Raw genomic sequence first — 15,910 nt, 5'->3', positions numbered from 1 at the left:
GCAGTTAAATAATTTCAAAATATCTTTTTGTTTCCCAATCTGTTACTTGTTCTGAAAACTGCCGCCATTCCCATAACCTGGATTTACAGAAGTGGTCAACAAACTTTTCACCGAACAATTCTGATGCTATTTCAGACTGCGCCATCCGGTTCGTAGCTTCATAGAGATTTCTTGGTAAAACGCCATGTTGCAAATCTTTATAACCATTACCTACAGTATACGGATTGTCCAAGGATAGTTTATGCTTGATACCGTAAAGTCCACTCGCTAGACAAGCCGCTATGGCGAGGTATGGATTAACATCCGAACCAACCACCCGATGTTCAATACGTGTAGCCTTTGGTCCACCATCGATGACCCGCAGGGCCGTAGTCCTATTGTCTATCCCCCAGGTTAAAGTCGTAGGGGCCCAAGCGCCCTCCGTGAGTCTTTTATAGCTGTTAACAGTTGGTGCAAATAAGGGTAGAATATCCCGCAGACAATACAGTTGTCCAGCAAGAAATTGCTTCATCAGTTCACTCATGCCCAACTGATCGTCGGCATCATAAAATAGATTTTTTTCTTTTTTTAGGTCCCAGAGGCTCTGATGTACGTGACCGCTACAGCCCGGTAGTTCTTTCGTCTGCTTGGCCATAAAGCTAGCGACAATACCATGTTTTTTACCGATCTCCTTTACTGCTGACTTAAAGAGTATAGCCCGATCTGCAGCTTCAAGCGCATTACTGCATTGAATCGCCGCCTCCATTACGCCAGGTCCTGTCTCAGTATGCAAACCTTCCAAGGGAATACCAAACTGTTCGAGCATCGCAAGAAGATCACGAAAGAACCCGTAATTATCAGACATCCGCAAGATGGAATAACCGAACATTCCTGAGGTAATCGGTGTCATTTCTTTAAAGCTGTTCTGTGATGCATTGATATCACCTTTAATAAAATTGAACCATTCAAATTCCTGTGCAAAAATGGGTTTGTAGCCAGCCTGTTCAGACTGTGCTATGATATTTTTTAAGAGCGCCCTCGGGCACACATTTTGATCTATAGCATGTGACGATTCAAAGTCAGCCAGAAAAAATGGAACATCCTCCTGCCAGGGTATCTTTCGGAAGGTATTTCCATCTATACGGGCAGGAAAATCTCCATAACCGGTATGCCAGCCTGTAATTTCCACATTGTCATAAACTTGGTCATTGACATCCCATCCAAACACGACGGAACAAAAGCCGAATTCATTGTCCAATGAAGAGATAAACTTATCACGGTGCATAAATTTGCCTCGCAATACGCCATCAATATCTGCTACGGCGACTTTGACGTGCGTACTCGTACTTGCCTTTAATTTGGAAATAATTTCTTTTTTGTCGATCATGATTTGATGGTTTTATCCTTGTCAAGGAAGATTAAGAAATAGAGATATGATAAGATGACAAGCCCAAAGAATAGTAAGGCTGTCAATGGGTTGTAGTAAATCATAGCAACCAGGCAGATCAGGGCGATGATCAGCGCAAGCATAGGAAATAAGGGATACAGAGGAACTTTAAATGGGCGCTCCAATGCGGGTTCTTTCTTGCGTAAGGCGAAAAAAGACCACATGGATATAATATAGAGACTGATTGCACCAAAACAGGCAATGGTAATGATCCCAGCCGTCTTTCCCGTCAGTAGCGCGACTATACCAACAGCCATATTGACCAATAGCGCATTAGCTGGTGTTTTAAAGCGTGAGTGAACTTTTCCTAAGATAGATGGTGCATATCCTACCCGTCCAAATTCAAAAGTGGCACGTCCCCCGGCCAAAATAATACCATGGAACGACGCAATAAGACCCAACAACCCTACCCCAATTAGTAATTTGTATAGAATATGGGAGCTATCAATGACGTTGGCAATAGCAAGAGGTAAAGGAGAATCTGAGGCCTCGGTACTTCCCAATGGATAGACAACTGCTTCCCAACCAGCGACACCAACCGCTGATAAAAATGTAATGATACACAACACGACCAAAGTAACGATAGCTGACCCAAAACCGATCAATACATTTTTCTGTGGATTGATGGTTTCCTCAGCCACATTGGCGACCCCTTCAATGGCTAGAAAAAACCAGATGGCAAATGGAATGGATGCAAAAATGCCTGAATACCCATTGGGAAGTGCATTTTGTTGAAGATTAGAAAATTCAAATGCTGGCAGCGTCACACCGGCGAATATCAATAATTCAATAACCGCAAGGACTGTCACAACCAATTCAAACGAAGCAGCGAGTTTCACACCTAAAATATTCATTGCTGTAAAAATCAGATAGGCTCCAATCGCAAAAGTAAGATAGCCTACACCTGGATGAAGCAAATGAAGGTAAGCACCTATCGCCGCTGCAATGGCCGGCGGTGCAAAAACGAATTCTATATTTTGAGCAATCCCTGCGACAAACCCTAATTGTTTCCCCAGCCCCCTATTGGCATATTCAAAAGCCCCCCCAGCTTTCGGTATGGCACAAGCCATTTCTGTATAACTAAAGGTAAAGGTGAGGTACATAATTATGACGAATATAGTCGCGATGGCTAAGCCTAAGGTCCCTCCTTCTGCCAGACCAAGGTTCCATCCAAAATACATTCCTGAAATTACATACCCTACCCCCAATCCCCACAACATGACGGGGCCAAGGACTTTCTTTAATTGGGGATCACTCATAATTCTTTTTCTAGGTTGGTAACTGATATTAAGTAATATGAATTTACTACTTTAAATTAAATTATAGTGTTAAATACCTACTATTAAACTTATTTTAGTAAAATTATATTGAAATATTATTATTTTTAGATTTGCTATTCCAACGACAGGCTTATACCCCTTTGTTTTTAGATTTAAATTACTACAACAATGAAATTAGACGAAAAAGATCTTATGATCTTGGACCTTTTGCAACAGGATGCCAACATGAGTAACAAGGAAATTTCCGATCGAGTCAACTTATCCATGACTCCTGTATACGAACGGATTAAGAAGTTGACGGCTACAGCTGTGCTCAAACAAAAGGTATATTTGCTGGATCGAAGAAAACTGGACCTGAACCTGATGGTTCTTGTATCGATCAGTATGGAAAAGCATTCAAACGAAAGTGCTTTGCTATTTATGGAAGAAATACAGAAATTTCCGGAAGTGGTCGAATGCTTCCATGTGACAGGAGCTTTTGATTATCAGCTCAAGGTTATGGTCAGAGATGTCGACCATTATCATGAATTTAACTTCAATAAGCTTGCAACGATTAAAGGAATCAGACATATGGAAAGCTATTTTGTCATGAAAGAAATTGTCAACGCGACACGACTTCCACTTTTCCTTTAACGATCTTCATCTGGCAAACTAAAATGTGATTACAAATTTTCAGACGGAGATCTGCGTTTATTTTAAGAATGCTCCAAACCCTGCTGCTTAGTTTTCCACTCCTTGTACTTTTCCCGCATACAATGACCACATGGTCTATATCCATGGCTGACGGCATCAGCCTCATCCCGAAAGAAAACACGATGTTCGACTTTCATCCGTTTACCCGTGGCACAGTTTAGACGACCGTAAATCTTAGCCTTTTTATATCCGCCCAAGGTAATTTCGCCCTTTCGAATGAAGGAACTTAAAGACCTCGTTCTGTCAGCCGCTGTCCCTCCTAAATCTATATGTCTGACCATTGACTGGGATTAGTTTTTATGATTTAGCGTCATGAAAGATCAGGCCTAACGTATGGCGTTCGCCACTATGAATGGTCGATACCCCATGTTTCATAGTTACGCGGTAGTAACCCCTTGCCCCTTTAACCGGACGAAAATTAGTCGTAAACACAATAATATCACCTTTTTTGGGCTTAACGACATGTGTACGGGACTGAGCCATCGGTATATTTTCCGTTAAAATAAATTCTCCGCCTGTATAATCTGTATCAATATCATCTAAAAAAAGAACAAGCTGCATTGGAAAAAAAATCTCTCCATAAAGATCCTGATGCATGGCGCAGAATCCGCCAGCACCATATCCGAGAATTAAGGCTGTAGCCTTATCCTGACCGTTATTTTTACATTGTGCTATAAAATCCCTATGCATCTGCGGAAACTGCACATTTATTTTTAAGACTTCCATCCATCTGTTGGCTAGCGGCATCAGATAACCATAAAAATTTTCCCTTAATTCGGTCAATATGCTGGGCAATGGATAATGAAAATATTTATAAACACCCCGACCAAAACGATACCGCTCCATCACAACGGTCTTTCTATAGCGATATTCGGCCTTAAACTCACCAAGCAATTGAGCACATTCCTGTTCATCAACAACATCGGGAACAACCGCAAATCCCTTGTCGATCAATTCGTCAAGGATAAGATCCCATTGTTTCGTTTTTAATCTTTGTTCTATTGTATACATACCTATAATTTAAATGGGCTATTTTTTACCTGCAAGAATCTCCTATCCTTAGCTAAGACCATCATGGAATATAATCCCAAGGCTATGCCGGTGCCCCTTGTGCAATGGGCTAACACCATGCTTCATATGGACCCGATAATAGCCTTTGGTGCCTTTCGCTGCGCGAAAATTAGTCGTAAAGATGATCATATCACCACGTTTGGGTTTTAAGACATTAACCTTAGACTGCGCCCGTGGTATCTGTTCTGTGATAACAAACTCACCACCGGTATAATCCTGATCCACCTGATCCAACAGCAATACGATTTGTATGGGAAAGTAAATTTCACCGTATAGATCCTGGTGTAGCGTATTAAATCCGCCTGTATTATACTTTAAAATAAGGACGGTAGGTTCCACCTGTCCATGCTGCTGACAAAGTTCTCGCATGGCAGCATGCGAAGCCGGAAATCTTCGGTCCAGATTAAGCTCCTCCATCCATTGATTGGCGACTGGAGCAATCAATGCGTATACTTTTTCCCTTATTGTCGTAATCAGCTCGGGCAAGGGATATTGAAAGTATTTATATTCCCCCAAACCAAAGCGATAACGCTCCATGACAATAGTCTTTCGATACCTATTGTCAGCACCGTAAGCTGCAACCAGTTCATCACATTCGACTTGATTTAATAGATCAGGTACAATCACAAAGCCCTTATCATGTAATTCCCTGGTGATGACTGTCCAATCCCTTGCCAGCAATCTAGATACTATATTTTCCATGACGATAATTTTCAACAGCTCAAAATTAGGCCTATCAATCAAGGTAAAAAATCCGAAACCTGCTGTTTTTCCTTTTTTGGAGATATATCATCAATCTTGACACAATGCGCAACAAATTACCATTTTTATCGAGCACCATTTTTTGCTAAAACGATCGAAAAGAGCAGTTTAAACAAAACAACGAGCAGCTTCAGTATAAAAACTAAAAAAAGAATAGGCTTTAAAGATACAAGCCAGAAAATCAGGAATAAATACAAATCGGCAGAATAGCTGATTTTCAACCGCAGACAAACAGGCTAGGGAAAGCTTTTCGAGAAAAAGCGATTAAAAAATAAAAGTGAATCCTTTTAGAAATGAATATTTAGAAAGAGACTTTAAGGAGACAAAAACAAAATTAGAGAATAAAACATAGGTTAAATGGAAAGAGCCCGGTGGAATACCGAGCTCTAGTACAAAAAACTTAATTTTGTTAATCCGTCTAACTTTTGAGGTTCACTTCAATAGTGGACGATTCCTATTTTTTTTTATGTTGTTGACACTATTTATTTAATGAAGCCATATCAATGACAAACCGGTATTTTACATCACTGTCCAATACACGTTGGTAAGCCTCGTTCACATAATCAATGTCAATCAATTCGGTTTCTGGAAGGATATTATGTTCAGCACAAAAATCAAGCATATCCTGTGTTTCCTGTATACCACCAATACTTGAAGCCGTCAAAATTTTATTTCCTCCCATAATCGAGCGTCCGTTAATTTCCATTGGCGCTGCTGGGATACCAACACAGATGTATACACCCTTGGTTTTTAGCAATGCCAAATAGAGATTATAATCGTGAGGTGCCGATACGGTGTCTATGATAAAATCAAAATAGGCTGAAAACTCCTTCAACTCCGAAGACTCATGCGTATTTAAAAACTTCTGGGCACCTAACAGCGCCGCATCAGCTTTTTTACGGGGCGAATGACTTATCATCGTAACTTCAGCTCCCATGGCGACAGCGATCTTCACTGCCATGTGGCCTAAACCACCTAACCCTAGCACGCCAACTTTATGCCCCTTGCTGATATTCCATCGTTTCAAGGGCGAGTAAGTGGTGATCCCCGCACAAAGTAAAGGAGCCACCTTTTTGATATCAAGCGATTCCGGCACATGTAAGACAAAGTCTGCATCAGCCACAATATTATCGCTATACCCACCATAGGTGCAAGAGTGATCGTGCATCACATCCGTGCTATTATAAGTCCACACCGTTTTCTTCTCCGAACAAAACTGTTGCTGATCCGATTTACAATTATCGCACTCACCACAGGATGCCACCATACAACCAACACCGGCTAGATCACCTTTTTTAAACTTGGTCACCGCACTGCCTACCGCACTGATGCGACCAACGATCTCATGCCCTGGAACAATTGGATATTGTGTCCCACCCCACTCATCATGCACCTGGTGAATATCTGAATGGCAAATACCACTATACAAGATATCGATTAGCACATCATTTGAACCAAGTTCTCTTCTTTCAAATTCCCAATATTCAAGCGGGGAATTGCCATCCTTCGCCGCGTAACCTTTCGATTTAATCATTCTTTTGTTTTTTATAAAATACCAATTGGATCCAAATTATCAATAAATAAGATCCATTTACCACGTTGTGCGAAGTTAATGGGGATTTGCCCGAAAAAAAGAATCTTTCAGACATTATTGACATTGAACAAACAATGAAAATCGCAAAATGTTCTTGGGCAACCACTCTGAACAGTCAATTTGATCCCTTTCAAATTTTAATCCCTTTCAAAATCAATCTCATAACCCCTGATCACATTCATGAGCTTTCTTTAGAAGCACAAATCTAGCATTCTCTACATATTGGACAGGTAATATGTCTCTTGCATTTAATTGATTATTTCTCCATTACCCTTCGCCAAACGTTCACGGAACCGCTGAAGCTCTTCGGAGCTCGGTCTGACCCAGTCGCTTACTTCACCGATGATTTTCAATGCCATTGTGGAGCGATAAGAACGCGTCGGGTTACCTGGGAATTTTTTATCTGTTAGATTTGGATCATTTTCATAGCTTCCCACTGGTTCAATAATATAAACACGTTCGCGACCATCGCCCCTTGCCAAAGCCGCCGCGAGTCCGGCTCCGTTAACTAATGCGGTGAAATAAATATGGTTCATGGTAAGTTCAGATTGATAGTTGGAATTACCTCCCGCTGTCAATAGCGCACCCACTGGTAAATCAGCTCTTGTACCATGATAAAATGGACCGGTATCTGATGGTTTTTCACCCAAGACTGCAGCCAAATCAGCATATCCATGAGACTTATCACTATCCCCCAGCGCTTCATAGCATTTGGCCAGGTTCAAATAAAGATTTGGCAAAGCACTCTTAACCGTATCATCATTTAGTTTTAATGCATGGCTCAAGGCCGCCTCCAACCATGTCAATCTGTCGGAAATAGCCTCTTGATTCCTGGCGATATAATAAGCCGCAAGAAAGTGTTCGTGATCGTCTGTGGCTTCGTTCCAAGCTTGCATAAATAAGCGAAGGGCTTCTTCAGTATGCTTGGCTTCTTCCATGCTCATACCCTGAAGACAAAGTTTAACAACGTTGTTGAAAGGTGAAAATTCCATACGCGTATCTTTTTTTACATCGCCGAATGTACCCTTGGCACAGGGAGATTTAAAATCCACATGCACCGGTATCTACTGGATTAAAGTTCTACATTTTTTTATACATTTCCGTATTTTGTTCGTAAATCATATCGAATCGACCTTCGGACAATTCGTAATTATTCCTAAAAACAGCAGATTGACATAAAGGTTTTACCCCCTTATATTGTCGCAATTGCACCTCATCCGTGCTTCTAAACTTCGCTAAATTTGAATTGATAATCAAACACTTGAAACAATGAGAAAGATCAGAATTTTCGAACACATCTCCCTTGATGGCATCATCGAACACGATGGAGATTACGCCTATGGCGCATGGACAACTGCCTATAGAAGTCCCGCAGGAGCGGAAATGCTCTTTCAGGCATATGGCTCAGACTTCGACCTTCTTTTAGGTCGTCAGACTTATGATATCTTTAGTGGCTTCTGGCCCAATGCGGGAGATTTCCCTATGGCCAATGCCATAAATGCTGCAACAAAATATGTCGCAACACACCGTCCCGACAGTCTAACTTGGGGGCCAGTAAAAAATTTGGAAGAGGACATTGTCGCCGCGATTCATGCCCTTAAGTCAATGGATAGTCCCGATCTGATTGTTGTAGGTAGTTCTACACTGACCTCGCTATTACTTGAGCAGGGTCTCGTCGACGAAGTGGTACTCATTACCTACCCCGTTTTGCTGGGACATGGCAAGCGCCTACTCTCAGATATGGTGTACGCCCAGGAACTTGTCTTCCTCGACTCAAAGGCAACCCCGACTGGCATATTCATCAATAGCTATAAATATATTGGACCGCTTAAAAGATAATATTCCTACAATGGATAAGCTCCCCTCCTAGCCAACTTTATACGGGTTAGGAGCTAATATTTCCTAGTTTTACGCAATAAATCATGTCATAAAAATCTCCCCATTTTTTTCAGAAATGGTTACAATCATTGATTTAAAACTATTGTTTATATAATCATTACCTTACTCAGTTGAATATGCCTACTTTCTTGTATATTTGATTTTAAACAAATTATCTCTATGAAAAGAACCTTATTATTCATTGCTATTATTTGCAGTACTTCCTTTGCTTTTGCGCAAAAAACAACCTATAAAGTCAGTACACAATCATCAATAATCAAATGGGATGCGAAGAAAGTCGTCGGTGGTCATGTTGGTACTATTGCCTTGAAAGACGGAACGATCCAAACAGATAAAGGTAAAATTACCGGTGGTGGATTTACCATTGATATGAATTCTATGGCATGTACTGATGCGCCAAAACTAACTGGCCATCTTAAAAATGAAGATTTCTTTGATGTACCGAAGTATCCAACAGCAAAATTCATTATCAGCAAAGTGGATAACAGCAAGGCTACTCCAGTAATCACAGGGAATCTTACCATTAAAAACAAAACGAAAGCGATATCTTTTCCCGCAAAGGTAACTAGCACTGCTGACGGACTTTCGGCTGAAGCATTAGGTGTAAAGGTAAATCGATTGGATTTTGATATCCAATATCGTTCGGCCAGCTTTTTCTCTGACCTCGGGAATCGGGCTATTGAGGACGAGTTTACATTGGACATTCAGATCAAAGCCGCAAAATAGCTATGATAACAAACAATGATGTAGCAAAAAAACTGCGACATCATTGTTTGTCTAAAGCAGCTCAATCCCCTGAGCGATATATTTACGCATCTGGGGGCTCGTTGATTCATGTTCTGTCACAATGATATCAAGCTTTTTGGTTTTATCGATGATAAAGCTTGACTCAGTATCAAATTTATCGGAAGTACACAATCCAACGATGCGAACACTCTGTTTCATCATTGCACGTTTCGTTTCAGCATCTTCCTGATAATTACAGGACAAATTTTCAGGAGTAATTGAACAAACGCCCAAAAAGTATAAATCAGCTTTAAAATTGGCAATGCTTTCCAACGTAGTATTGCCAAAAGTGGTAAAGGCGGACTTATAAAGTCGGCCTCCCAAAAATATGATATCGATCAAAGGATGGTCTTCGATCACACTCGCGACAGGAAAACTATTCGTAATGATAGTGACTTTAAGATCCTTTGGTAAAATTTTAGTCAACTCCAGGATAGATGTACCCCCATCGAAAAAAAGTACCTGATCATCTTTTATTAATGATAAAGCTTTTTGTGCAATAATCTTTTTCTGTTCCAACCCTGCTTTCTCGCGATCACGATAATGATATTTTTTTTGCACAATGCTGTGAGCTCCACCCCGTACTGCGCGAAGAAGATCCCGATCATTCAATTCCTTGATATCTCTCCGTATGGTATCTTCAGATACCGAAAGCTTTTTGCTCAAGGTTTGAAATGAAACCGAGCCCTCCCTATTGGTGATATCTAAAATGGTTTGCAGACGATCGTACTTTAGCATAGGAACAAATATATAGATTTACCAGAATAAAATGAATTGCAAAAATTTGCTATAATTGCAATATTTTGCAATTATATAATTACATTTGTGCAATAATAAAGATAAAACTTATGATAAAAAAGACAATTTCCATTGATATGGACGGTGTACTTGCAGACATCCAACGGCACTATCTTTCACATTATTTTGAAGAAACGGGTATACGGATAAATGAAAACGATATCGTAGGGCTGAAGGAAGCGGATTGTTTACCTGATCAGACGGCAGTCTTACGGTATTTGCATACACCAGGTTTTTTCCGCAGTATTCCTGTTGCACAAGATGCACAAGACGTGGTGAAGGAATTACAAAACTATTATGAGATTTTTGTCGTATCTGCCGCAATGGAATTTCCCAATAGTCTTTTAGAGAAACGGGAATGGTTACAAGAATATTTTCCATTTATCTCGTGGAAGAACATCGTATTCTGTGGGAATAAAGGTATTATCGACACCGATTTTCTTATTGACGATCATCTAAAGAATCTAGACAGTTTTTCTGGAAAAGGGCTTATGTTTAATACATTTCACAATGTCAATGAGCACCGATTTGAACGGTTGAAGAACTGGACTGATGCACATCGTTTTTTTGTTGCTGACCTGCAAAATAAAAGGTTCAACTGAGTAAGTTATAGCTGGCCAATCACAAGAGGTAATTGCCCAGCTATAGTTTGCAAGAATTTATCTTCTAGCCTGGAATTTCCAATAAGTCCAATAAGACACGGAAAGTGAAAGCATAAGAAAAGCAACGACGATAAGCGAGACTGAAATTCCATAAAATTGGGCAACTCCACCCAACAAGGCGGGGCCCAACAACTGTCCCGAGTGCCCCAATGTTGACATAACCGGAATACTTGCTGATGCCCCAACCCCTTTTAAATTTCCGGCATGACTAAATAAAATCGGAACAATATTAGCAGCACCAAAGCCCAATAGGATAAATCCGGCTAATGCACCCCAATAAGAAGGTGATAAAACAGCTACCAGCAAACCGAATACCGCTAAGAGTCCCCCTCCGACCACAACAACCCGATGATCTAACCGGGCAACAAGTACATCGCCAAAAAGTCGCATTGTTGCCATGGCAATGGAAAAGGCAGCATATCCTATCCCCGCAATTTCAAGCGGTGCATTTTTTTCCTCATGCAAAAATACCGCACTCCAATCCAACATTGAACCCTCAGAGAGATAAGCACAGAAACAGAGCATGCCCAGAAATAAAACATGCAAATTGAACCAACCAGCCCATTTGGACTGGCCTGCAGCCATTTTCTTGTCATCATGATGACTATTAATGCGTATTTCATCATCATGCGCATACAACCTACGATACATGACGAACATAATTACAACGATCAGTAAGGAGATCAATAACATGGCATAGGTAGCCTGAAACCCTAACTTTATCAACAGCCCTAATCCGAGCGACCCCGTTAATCCTCCCACACTAAAGATACCGTGCAGACCGGATAAGATCGGCCGATCAAAGAGTTTCTGGATAAGGATTGAGTGCGCATTTGCGGAAACTTCTATTCCTCCCATACACATACCAAAAAAGAATAGTGTAATCCCCATTGTTATGATGGAATTAGCAATTAACAACATCGGCAGTATCAATGCGAGCGTGATACCCGAAAGAAAGATAATTTTTCTTGTTCCAAATTTATTCAGAAGGATGGTCGAAAATGGCATAATAAAAAGAGCTCCGCCGCCGATAAGAAGCATCAAAAGTCCCAATACACCATCATCTATTCCAAGCCGTTGCTTAACATAAGGAACGACAGGTGCCCAACTGGCGAGTCCCAACCCACACACAAAAAAGATAAACCTGACAGCATTTCTCGCTGTATCCGGACGAATGGGTAATGATTTAATTTCCATATAATTTGAGATAAACAAAAATAGTATAGCGATAGACTTGTCTAGGCTTAGTCGTACAAAACTATCAATAATAAATCAAAACAGAAGCATATTATTGCATAATATTGCAAAAAATGCAAATTAAAGCAATAAAACAACCAGTCCCATTAAATAATACCGTCATTAGTAATCGTTTACAATTTTTATTTCAAGGACTACTATCTCCATACATTTTTTGGCGCATTAATCTTCACCCTCTATTTTTGCTATAATTGTGATTTATACCTAAATTGCTATTAGAAAGTGAATTCTTTCCAACAAAAAGGCTTGCGTCATCCAGAATAGGCAAAACGTTTATTTTACCACATGAACTATAAAACGATAGGCTATTTTCTTTTATCAACACTAATTATAGGGTCACTCTATATAAATGGTTGGTTTAATATATCTTATACATTCCGACAGCTTATAGGGATTATATTCATCATAGCTTACTTTGCAGGAACGGTCTTCTTCATTCGCGCACCTATTTTGAGAGATAAACAATTAAAAAGACATCTCTTAATAAGATTGGGTATCTTAATACTAATTGGCCTTATTATCATTATTTCTCAATGGTATATGCATAAAGAAAATGATCGTTTGGGTGCTGGCTATTTATTTTATTTCGAAATGCTCGGTTTTGGAATTCCGCTCCTCATTTATACAGTAATAGAATCAATTTGGTTATTAGCGAAGAAGAAATATGCAGCGCTGTGCATCAATCTACTGTTGGCGATGGGAATCTATTGTATTGTTATCTTTAGCGGACTCTTCGGTTTTTAAATTGGCTGTCATTTGCCGCGAGGCAGATCCAAATATTTTAAGATCACTAGAAAATAAACCTATTGCTGCAATAAAAATTCATATAACCATTTTACCTGGACTGATTCCAATTGTACGAATACAGTTGCATATCACGCCGCCCAAAACAGTCTACTGACTAACTAAGCAATTCCACTATTGGGTTCAATATCTCCTTCTCATATGCAAAAACAGTTTTTTCCGAAGCCTTCCCTGCCCCAAAATCAGGGCTGATTTTATAACTTTTCAAAAACTGCTTTTCCTTGATCCCTAAACTATAATGCCAGTCACAAGATTCTGAGCTCGTGATGATGACCGCCTCCTCAAATCGCATTAATTTTCGTCGGCCAAATGGTAAATTCTCCCGATAAATTACCTGATTATTGCCATCAAATATATAGCGGACATTCAATTTAAAAATGAGATCGTATAGTCCATGAATGAAAAGATATACTATGATAGCACAACAAAGTATTCGTCCTCCCTCTCCTAATCTTGCATTGAACAGCCCCAAAATTATCACTGTCACAGCTATACCCGCAACAAACCCATAGAGACTGGACATTATTCCCCGATATGGGCTAAATGCAATGCAATTATTCCCGATTTCGAGTCGCAGTTTATCCTTCAAATCCATCTATTTTCATTTAATTATTTTGAGTTAGCGTTCGATAATCTCATGAATTTCATTTAGTATACTTTGAATAGGTTTGGTATAAAAATGTTGAGCAAGCTTCAGCTCCTTGTCTTTACCATTTTTACTATAATTAGCCAATAGGGTAACGTTTGTCGTAATAAACCCCATCTGTTTCAATTTATGAATTGTAAACCCTTCAAGATCCGAAAGTGGTAACACCTTTACACCGCTAAACAAACTCACTCTAGTTCGAAATTCCTGTTGGTCCATATCTATTGTCAGGAAACCTACATAGAAGGATAGCGTTAATAGCGTCGTAATTCCCAGCATCCACCATTTGAATGTAGATTCAGGTATTTTAACAAACCCTAGAATAGTTAATAAAAGAAAGAAACCAATTAATGGAACAAATAACCCATATTGTTTGTTCAGGGTATATACATTACCCTCCTTTGTGAAATTTTTCATGTTTTTTTTAAATCAGTTTAAGGCATATTGAGCATTTTATATTCAACACCATGTTTGTCGGCATATGGAATAATCAGATCATGAACCGCATTAAACTTTTCATCTATGATCCCACCTTTATTTGAATCGAGCTCTGCAATAGCGGCATCGATCTCAACATCAGGCTTCCCTTCATCAATCATTTTAGCAATGCGGGGAAAATCAACTTTATAGATTTGATCGACATAGGTAAACATATCGAGCGCAAGTGTCAAAATTTGAGCTGTTTCTGCTTTAGATTCCAATTCCTTTAAGGACTTAATATCGGCATCAAACATCCGCACATAATGATTTTCGACATAGGCTACAGCGCCAACCTTTTTGACCTCATTCTTTTGGGTTACAATAGTTAAACTCCCCGCCTTAAGTTGTGCCCTAATCTCATTAAAATGCCGCTTAAAACCATTTGGAATCTTGTTCCCATTCAATGCCACGCGTTCAAAGACCTGCTCTGGGTAACTTTTTTCACCTATACCACAAGAACCTAAAACAAGAAAGAATAAACCAGTCAAGAAGAAGATAAAGTTCCTTTTCCAGATTATTTGCCTATTATGACCAACCTGACACATTAAATCATGAGTCCTCGTTATTTCATTCAATTCCATTTCTATTTTCATTAAAACCTTATTTTTAATAAGAGATCGTTATCTATTTTTATTATACAGGATCAAGCCCGGAACCAACAAAGCCAAGGCTAATATAATCAATGGCCAATTTCCATATTCAAACATCCAGGCTGTTTCTTTTGATATGCCGATTTTTAGAATAACCACCAATGCAAATCCAATAAGAATAAGCATAATACCAAGTGCTTTTTTCATTTTCTCTTTATTTTAAATCTTTTAATTATTTAGTTTAATACTATTTTTCTGAAACAAATATGCTATACTTGATCCCGGGTGATTAATTTTCCCAGCTCATTGGACAATACCTGCATTGGCCCCCTCCCAAACGATTGACTGACCACATGACGATTGGTTTTTCCTTCAAAATTAAATCTTGCATAGAGCGTGCTATTTATTGGAATACGCAGCCAATAAATGGTGTCCATTTCAAAACTGCTGAAATCTGAAAAGGAATACGAATCCGGTGTTTTTTCTAGCTTGGCTCTGTCCACCTGAATCCGTTGATCTTGCGGACAAACCCTGAATTTAGATGGTCTTAGGATCATTAGAACCAATATCAACAGTGTAAAAGAGACGATACCAATACCTGTTTTTATATACTCACCATAGGCAAACATAAAAAGCCCAATAAAAAACCAAATAATCAGTATAATATGCTGTAGGGCAATAAAGGTCCTAATCTTGTAAGCATTCCCCTCCATAATTAGATATTTATAATATTTCATAACCATCCCGCTTTTACTCCTATCCGATAAAGGCAAATTTATGTTCAAACAATTTGCCGATCAGTGGCAAGGGTTTGCTTACTTCATTTGCAGCGTTTATCATACCGAAAATCATCAGCGCTAAAAAAGCAAAACTACTATAGTACAATATCCCTAATGCCGGAACAATCGTCACAACGATTGCGATGATCATGTTGCCAATGAACCAAGTGATGACTAATCCCAAAGATTGGCGCAAGTGATACTTCAACAAGCCGTCAGCTTCTTTATTAGGAGAAAAATAGGCTATCAACCAGCCAATCAAAGTGATGTACGATACAATAGAGCGTGTTTTGTTGTCCATAATTTTATGATTTGTTGTTCATCCCAAAATTCATCTTTCACCATTTTAAAACCAAAGGATAGGATCCTACAAAAGGTCTACT

General features: G+C 39.4%; 20 protein-coding genes. 5 read left to right on the top strand and 15 right to left on the bottom strand.

The genetic code is table 11. The features are described 5' to 3' along the window. Positions 1–4: 4 nt before the first annotated feature. Complete coding sequence (locus tag DFQ12_RS00205; protein WP_208642398.1) at positions 5–1,366, bottom strand: glutamine synthetase family protein; 1,362 nt, start codon at positions 1,364–1,366, stop codon at positions 5–7. Continuing rightward, positions 1,363–2,685 carry an ethanolamine permease gene (gene eat / locus DFQ12_RS00200; protein WP_120257027.1) on the bottom strand — a complete coding sequence of 441 codons (1,323 nt, stop codon included), beginning with the start codon at positions 2,683–2,685 and terminating at the stop codon, positions 1,363–1,365. Before eat ends, DFQ12_RS00205 begins: the two co-directional genes overlap by 4 nt. 189 nt (positions 2,686–2,874) lie before the next feature. On the opposite strand from eat, the gene DFQ12_RS00195 reads away from it, so the two are divergent. Further along, on the top strand, positions 2,875–3,339 hold the full coding sequence (locus tag DFQ12_RS00195; protein WP_120257026.1) for an Lrp/AsnC family transcriptional regulator: 465 nt from the start codon (positions 2,875–2,877) through the stop codon (positions 3,337–3,339). A gap of 62 nt (positions 3,340–3,401) precedes the next feature. Here DFQ12_RS00195 and DFQ12_RS00190 read toward each other — a convergent pair whose 3' ends face one another. The 5 genes from DFQ12_RS00190 to arr form a co-directional block, all read right to left on the bottom strand. Beyond that, positions 3,402–3,680: an Ada metal-binding domain-containing protein gene (locus DFQ12_RS00190; protein WP_120257025.1), complete on the bottom strand. Its 279-nt coding sequence runs from the start codon at positions 3,678–3,680 to the stop codon at positions 3,402–3,404. Positions 3,681–3,696: 16 nt separating this feature from the next. Then, positions 3,697–4,410: a 2OG-Fe(II) oxygenase gene (locus DFQ12_RS00185; protein WP_120257024.1), complete on the bottom strand. Its 714-nt coding sequence runs from the start codon at positions 4,408–4,410 to the stop codon at positions 3,697–3,699. A gap of 48 nt (positions 4,411–4,458) precedes the next feature. Beyond that, entirely contained in the window at positions 4,459–5,172 is a 714-nt protein-coding gene (locus tag DFQ12_RS00180) for a 2OG-Fe(II) oxygenase (protein WP_120257023.1), read from the bottom strand. A gap of 538 nt (positions 5,173–5,710) precedes the next feature. Further along, positions 5,711–6,766, bottom strand: coding sequence for an NAD(P)-dependent alcohol dehydrogenase (locus DFQ12_RS00175; RefSeq protein WP_120257022.1), 1,056 nt, complete (start codon positions 6,764–6,766; stop codon positions 5,711–5,713). A gap of 308 nt (positions 6,767–7,074) precedes the next feature. Beyond that, positions 7,075–7,488, bottom strand: a complete 414-nt coding sequence (gene arr, locus DFQ12_RS28590; protein WP_425275587.1) for an NAD(+)--rifampin ADP-ribosyltransferase — start codon at positions 7,486–7,488, stop codon at positions 7,075–7,077. Between the two features lie 607 nt (positions 7,489–8,095). Between arr and DFQ12_RS00165 the strand changes: the two genes are divergently transcribed. Both DFQ12_RS00165 and DFQ12_RS00160 read left to right on the top strand, forming a co-directional pair. After that, positions 8,096–8,665 (top strand): dihydrofolate reductase family protein, encoded by a 570-nt coding sequence (locus DFQ12_RS00165; RefSeq protein ID WP_120257021.1) that lies wholly within the window; start codon positions 8,096–8,098, stop codon positions 8,663–8,665. A 219-nt stretch (positions 8,666–8,884) separates the two neighbouring features. Continuing rightward, positions 8,885–9,451: a YceI family protein gene (locus tag DFQ12_RS00160; RefSeq protein WP_120257020.1), complete on the top strand. Its 567-nt coding sequence runs from the start codon at positions 8,885–8,887 to the stop codon at positions 9,449–9,451. 51 nt (positions 9,452–9,502) lie between these two features. On the opposite strand, the gene DFQ12_RS00155 is transcribed toward DFQ12_RS00160, so the two are convergent. Then, entirely contained in the window at positions 9,503–10,249 is a 747-nt protein-coding gene (locus tag DFQ12_RS00155; RefSeq protein ID WP_120257019.1) for a DeoR/GlpR family DNA-binding transcription regulator, read from the bottom strand. 110 nt (positions 10,250–10,359) lie between these two features. Between DFQ12_RS00155 and DFQ12_RS00150 the strand changes: the two genes are divergently transcribed. Then, positions 10,360–10,911, top strand: a complete 552-nt coding sequence (locus DFQ12_RS00150) for a 5' nucleotidase, NT5C type (RefSeq protein WP_120257018.1) — start codon at positions 10,360–10,362, stop codon at positions 10,909–10,911. Between the two features lie 57 nt (positions 10,912–10,968). On the opposite strand, the gene DFQ12_RS00145 is transcribed toward DFQ12_RS00150, so the two are convergent. Continuing rightward, entirely contained in the window at positions 10,969–12,168 is a 1,200-nt protein-coding gene (locus DFQ12_RS00145; protein WP_120257017.1) for an MFS transporter, read from the bottom strand. Between the two features lie 345 nt (positions 12,169–12,513). On the opposite strand from DFQ12_RS00145, the gene DFQ12_RS00140 reads away from it, so the two are divergent. Further along, on the top strand, positions 12,514–12,972 hold the full coding sequence (locus tag DFQ12_RS00140; RefSeq protein ID WP_120257016.1) for a hypothetical protein: 459 nt from the start codon (positions 12,514–12,516) through the stop codon (positions 12,970–12,972). Positions 12,973–13,129: 157 nt separating this feature from the next. On the opposite strand, the gene DFQ12_RS00135 is transcribed toward DFQ12_RS00140, so the two are convergent. From DFQ12_RS00135 to DFQ12_RS00115, 6 genes are all read right to left on the bottom strand, one after another. Next, a complete protein-coding gene (locus DFQ12_RS00135) occupies positions 13,130–13,627 on the bottom strand; it encodes a hypothetical protein (RefSeq protein ID WP_120257015.1) in 498 nt (165 codons plus the stop codon). A 24-nt stretch (positions 13,628–13,651) separates the two neighbouring features. Then, positions 13,652–14,095 (bottom strand): hypothetical protein, encoded by a 444-nt coding sequence (locus DFQ12_RS00130; RefSeq protein ID WP_120257014.1) that lies wholly within the window; start codon positions 14,093–14,095, stop codon positions 13,652–13,654. 17 nt (positions 14,096–14,112) lie between these two features. Continuing rightward, complete coding sequence (locus tag DFQ12_RS00125) at positions 14,113–14,751, bottom strand: hypothetical protein (protein ID WP_244211642.1); 639 nt, start codon at positions 14,749–14,751, stop codon at positions 14,113–14,115. Between the two features lie 27 nt (positions 14,752–14,778). After that, on the bottom strand, positions 14,779–14,955 hold the full coding sequence (locus tag DFQ12_RS28000; RefSeq protein ID WP_167457157.1) for a hypothetical protein: 177 nt from the start codon (positions 14,953–14,955) through the stop codon (positions 14,779–14,781). 62 nt (positions 14,956–15,017) lie between these two features. Beyond that, entirely contained in the window at positions 15,018–15,485 is a 468-nt protein-coding gene (locus tag DFQ12_RS00120) for a hypothetical protein (protein ID WP_147420298.1), read from the bottom strand. A gap of 19 nt (positions 15,486–15,504) precedes the next feature. Next, the gene (locus tag DFQ12_RS00115; RefSeq protein ID WP_120257012.1) at positions 15,505–15,828 is read right to left on the bottom strand and encodes a magnetosome magnetite crystal formation protein family; all 324 of its coding nucleotides are present in this window, start codon (positions 15,826–15,828) and stop codon (positions 15,505–15,507) included. Between the last annotated feature and the right edge of the window lie 82 nt (positions 15,829–15,910).

The organism is Sphingobacterium detergens (assembly GCF_003610355.1).
GTDB classification, from domain to species: Bacteria; Bacteroidota; Bacteroidia; order Sphingobacteriales; family Sphingobacteriaceae; genus Sphingobacterium; species Sphingobacterium detergens.
This window is presented reverse-complemented; position numbering and strand designations above follow the sequence as displayed.

Bases quoted from the DNA above. Each gene is read 5' to 3' on its own strand.
- DFQ12_RS00205 (WP_208642398.1), bottom strand. From the start codon at position 1,366: ATGATCGACAAAAAAGAAATTATTTCCAAATTAAAGGCAAGTACGAGT.
- eat (WP_120257027.1), bottom strand. From the start codon at position 2,685: ATGAGTGATCCCCAATTAAAGAAAGTCCTTGGCCCCGTCATGTTGTGG.
- DFQ12_RS00195 (WP_120257026.1), top strand. From the start codon at position 2,875: ATGAAATTAGACGAAAAAGATCTTATGATCTTGGACCTTTTGCAACAG.
- DFQ12_RS00190 (WP_120257025.1), bottom strand. From the start codon at position 3,680: ATGGTCAGACATATAGATTTAGGAGGGACAGCGGCTGACAGAACGAGG.
- DFQ12_RS00185 (WP_120257024.1), bottom strand. From the start codon at position 4,410: ATGTATACAATAGAACAAAGATTAAAAACGAAACAATGGGATCTTATC.
- DFQ12_RS00180 (WP_120257023.1), bottom strand. From the start codon at position 5,172: ATGGAAAATATAGTATCTAGATTGCTGGCAAGGGATTGGACAGTCATC.
- DFQ12_RS00175 (WP_120257022.1), bottom strand. From the start codon at position 6,766: ATGATTAAATCGAAAGGTTACGCGGCGAAGGATGGCAATTCCCCGCTT.
- DFQ12_RS00165 (WP_120257021.1), top strand. From the start codon at position 8,096: ATGAGAAAGATCAGAATTTTCGAACACATCTCCCTTGATGGCATCATC.
- DFQ12_RS00160 (WP_120257020.1), top strand. From the start codon at position 8,885: ATGAAAAGAACCTTATTATTCATTGCTATTATTTGCAGTACTTCCTTT.
- DFQ12_RS00155 (WP_120257019.1), bottom strand. From the start codon at position 10,249: ATGCTAAAGTACGATCGTCTGCAAACCATTTTAGATATCACCAATAGG.
- DFQ12_RS00150 (WP_120257018.1), top strand. From the start codon at position 10,360: ATGATAAAAAAGACAATTTCCATTGATATGGACGGTGTACTTGCAGAC.
- DFQ12_RS00145 (WP_120257017.1), bottom strand. From the start codon at position 12,168: ATGGAAATTAAATCATTACCCATTCGTCCGGATACAGCGAGAAATGCT.
- DFQ12_RS00140 (WP_120257016.1), top strand. From the start codon at position 12,514: ATGAACTATAAAACGATAGGCTATTTTCTTTTATCAACACTAATTATA.
- DFQ12_RS00135 (WP_120257015.1), bottom strand. From the start codon at position 13,627: ATGGATTTGAAGGATAAACTGCGACTCGAAATCGGGAATAATTGCATT.
- DFQ12_RS00130 (WP_120257014.1), bottom strand. From the start codon at position 14,095: ATGAAAAATTTCACAAAGGAGGGTAATGTATATACCCTGAACAAACAA.
- DFQ12_RS00125 (WP_244211642.1), bottom strand. From the start codon at position 14,751: ATGAAAATAGAAATGGAATTGAATGAAATAACGAGGACTCATGATTTA.
- DFQ12_RS28000 (WP_167457157.1), bottom strand. From the start codon at position 14,955: ATGAAAAAAGCACTTGGTATTATGCTTATTCTTATTGGATTTGCATTG.
- DFQ12_RS00120 (WP_147420298.1), bottom strand. From the start codon at position 15,485: ATGAAATATTATAAATATCTAATTATGGAGGGGAATGCTTACAAGATT.
- DFQ12_RS00115 (WP_120257012.1), bottom strand. From the start codon at position 15,828: ATGGACAACAAAACACGCTCTATTGTATCGTACATCACTTTGATTGGC.